Annotated in this window: 4 protein-coding genes; 2 read left to right on the forward strand and 2 right to left on the reverse strand. The window is 70.4% G+C overall.

Annotated elements, in window-relative coordinates; all coding sequences use genetic code 11:
- Window positions 1–205 (reverse strand): helix-turn-helix domain-containing protein (locus ACN675_RS28500; protein ID WP_420754010.1); only part of this gene is annotated, 205 nt, incomplete at its 3' end.
- Between the two features lie 113 nt (window positions 206–318).
- Window positions 319–1,950 (reverse strand): ABC-F family ATP-binding cassette domain-containing protein, encoded by a 1,632-nt coding sequence (locus ACN675_RS28505; RefSeq protein WP_420754011.1) that lies wholly within the window; start codon window positions 1,948–1,950, stop codon window positions 319–321.
- A 123-nt stretch (window positions 1,951–2,073) separates the two neighbouring features.
- Here ACN675_RS28505 and ACN675_RS28510 point away from each other — a divergent pair, with 123 nt between their 5' ends.
- Both ACN675_RS28510 and ACN675_RS28515 read left to right on the forward strand, forming a co-directional pair.
- Window positions 2,074–2,862: an SDR family oxidoreductase gene (locus ACN675_RS28510; RefSeq protein ID WP_420754012.1), complete on the forward strand. Its 789-nt coding sequence runs from the start codon at window positions 2,074–2,076 to the stop codon at window positions 2,860–2,862.
- 4 nt (window positions 2,863–2,866) lie between these two features.
- Window positions 2,867–3,218, forward strand: a 352-nt coding sequence (locus ACN675_RS28515; RefSeq protein ID WP_420754013.1) for a lycopene cyclase family protein, incomplete at its 3' end; no start/stop codon positions are given.

Here is a 3,218-nt window from a genome sequence, read left to right on the forward strand (position 1 = left end):
CGCGGCCGCGGAGCGCGACGTGGGATTCGACGAGCACGTTGTGCACGAATCCGTAGGACCGGCCGGTCTCCTGCGCGAGCGTGCGGATGCTGGCCCCGGCCTCGTAGCGGCGCTTGAGTTCCTGTTGGAGGCGATCCCGGGACTCCCCGGTGACGCGTGTTCCCTTGCTGAATGTGGACTGCCCGTCTTCGGATCTGCGTGCCATCGGATCCCTCCCGTCGGCTCGACAAGGCTCCGCTTACCAGGCTAGTTCACGTAGGCGAAACCCGAGGCAGATCGCTGCGCACCGCAACGATTCCGCCCCATCCGTCACCTGGGTTACGCCAGCTGGATCAGTTCGAGGTACTCCTGCGACCAGTGGTCCTCGGTGCCGTCGGGCAGCAGGATCACCCGTTCGGGGTTCAGTGCTTCGGCTGCACCCGGGTCGTGGGTGACCAGCACCACCGCTCCCTCGTAGCTGCGCAACGCGTCGAGCACCTGTTCCCGCGACACCGGATCGAGGTTGTTGGTGGGCTCGTCGAGCAACAGCACGTTGGCCGCCGACGACACCAGCCCGGCCAGCGCCAGACGGGTCTTCTCACCGCCGGACAGGGTGCCGGCGGGCTGATCGAGCTGCGGCCCGCTGAACATGAACGCGCCCAGGAGCCCACGCAGATCCTGCTCCCCCGCATCCGGCGCGGCGTGCCGGATGTTCTCCCACACGGTGTCGTCGTCGTCGATCGTGTCGTGCTCCTGCGCGAAGTACCCGATCTTCAGCCCGTGGCCGGCGACGAGTTCCCCGAGGTCCGGCTTCTCGACGCCGGCGAGCAGCCGCAGCAGAGTGGTCTTGCCGGCGCCGTTGAGCCCCAGGATCACGACGCGGCTGCCGCGGTCGATCGCCAGGTCCACACCGGTGAAGATCTCGAGCGACCCGTAGACCTTGGTCAGTTCCTTCGCCATGAGCGGTGTCTTGCCGCACGCGGCGGGCGTCGGGAACCGGATCTTGGCGACCTTGTCGGCGACGCGCACGTCGTCGAGGTCGTTGAGCAGTTTCTCGGCGCGCTTGGCCATGTTCTGCGCGGCGGTGGCCTTGGTGGCCTTGGCGCCGAGCTTCGCGGCCTGCTTCTGCAGCGCCGCGGCCTTCTTCTCCGCGTTGGCGCGCTCGCGGCGGCGACGCTGCTCGTCGGTGGCGCGGGCGTCGAGGTACTTCTTCCAGCCCATGTTGTAGATGTCGGCCTCGCCGCGGACCGCGTCGAGGAACCACACCTTGTTGACGACGTCGGCGAGCAGGTCGACGTCGTGGCTGATGACGATGAGCCCGCCCTCGTGGTTCTGCAGGAAGCCGCGCAGCCACGTGATGGAGTCCGCGTCGAGGTGGTTGGTCGGCTCGTCGAGCAGCAACGTGGTGTCGGACTTGCCGCCGGACCCGTCCGATGCAGCGAACAGGATGCGGGCGAGTTCGACACGGCGGCGCTGACCACCCGACAGGGTGTGCAGCGGCTGACCGAGGACCCGGTCGGGCAGGCCGAGGCTGTGGCAGATGCGCGAGGCCTCGGATTCGGCGACGTACCCGCCGAGGGTCGAGAACCGCTCCTCGAGCGAGCCGTACTTGCGGACGGCGCGGTCGCGGATCTTCTCGTCGACGGCTTCGGCCATCAACGCCTGCTGCTTCTCCATGCTGCGCAGGATCTCGTCGAGGCCACGTGCGGACAGCACCCGGTCCTTCGCCAGGACGTCGAGGTTGCCTTCCTTCGGGTCCTGCGGGAGGTACCCCAGCTCACCCGAGCGCACGACGGTGCCCGCATAGGGTTCGCCCTCCCCCGCCAGGATGCGCAGGGTGGTGGTCTTACCGGCACCGTTACGGCCGACCAGGCCGATCCGGTCGCCCGCCTGCACCCGCAGCGCCGACCCCGGTGCGGTGAGCAGCGTCCGCACGCCGGCGCGGACTTCCAGGTCGGTGGCAGTGATCACGCGTGGGACTCCTCGGGGGACGAGCGGGACGGGGGTCGTGATGCCGGACGAGCGGGCACACGAACCATTGATTTTACCGTGGCTCGGGTCCGGCACCGGGGTGAGATGCGCTACGTTCCGGCCATGACGAGTACCCCCGCATCCCCCGCCCCCCGCGATTTCACCGGGCGTGTCACGCTGATCACCGGCGCGAGCCGCGGTATCGGTATGGCCGTCGCCGCCGAACTGCTCGCCCGCGGTGCCCACGTCGCGATCACCGCGCGGAAACCGGAACCGCTCGCCGAGGCCGCCGCGGACCTGCGTGCGCTCGGTCACGGCGGCACGGTGCTCGAACTGCCCGGCAACGCCGGTGATCCGGACGCGCGCGCCGACGCGGTGCGGCGCGCCGTCGACGAACTGGGCGGGTTGCACGTGCTGGTCAACAACACCGGGATCAACCCGACGTTCGGGTCGCTGATGGATGCCGATCTCGACGCGGTGCGGAAGATCTTCGACGTCAACGTCGTTGCGGCCCTCGGGTACGTGCAGCTGGCGCATCGGGCGTGGATGGCCGAGCACGGCGGGGCGGTCGTCAACGTCGCGAGTGTGGCCGGGCTGCGCTCGACCGGGGTGATCGGCGCGTACGGCGCGTCCAAGGCGGCGCTGATCCGGTTGACCGAGGAACTCGCGTGGGAGCTCGGCCCGTCGATCCGGGTCAATGCGATCGCGCCGGGCATCGTGAAAACGAAGTTCGCCGCGGCACTGGTCGCGGCCGGCGAGGATGCGGCGGCGGCGCGATACCCGTTGAAGCGGCTCGGCACCCCGGAGGACGTCGCGCACCTGGTCGCGTTCCTCGCCTCGGACGCGGCGCAGTGGATCACCGGCGAGACCGTGCGGGTGGACGGCGGGCTGCTCGCGACCGGGTCCATGTGATCGCGTGACGGCCGATCTGCTGATCGCCGGACTCGGGCCGGCCGGTCGTGTGCTCGCGTTCCGGGGTGCGGCCGCGGGCCTCGAGGTGACGGCCGTGGACCCCCGCCCCGAGCGGGTGTGGACGGCGACGTACGCGGCGTGGGCGGACGAGCTGCCCGGCTGGTTGCCCGCGACCGCGATCGCCGCGCAGGTGGAGACGCCGTCGGCGTGGACGGTGCGCGAGCACCGCATCGCGCGCCCGTACCGGGTACTGGACACCGGGGCGCTGCAGCGGGTGCTGCCGCTCGATCGGGTGCGGGTGGTGACCGGACGCGCGGTCGATGTGGATCGCACCGGTGTCACGCTCGCCGACGGCC

This window comes from Rhodococcus sp. O3, from assembly GCF_048897285.1.
GTDB lineage: Bacteria > Actinomycetota > Actinomycetes > Mycobacteriales > Mycobacteriaceae > Rhodococcus.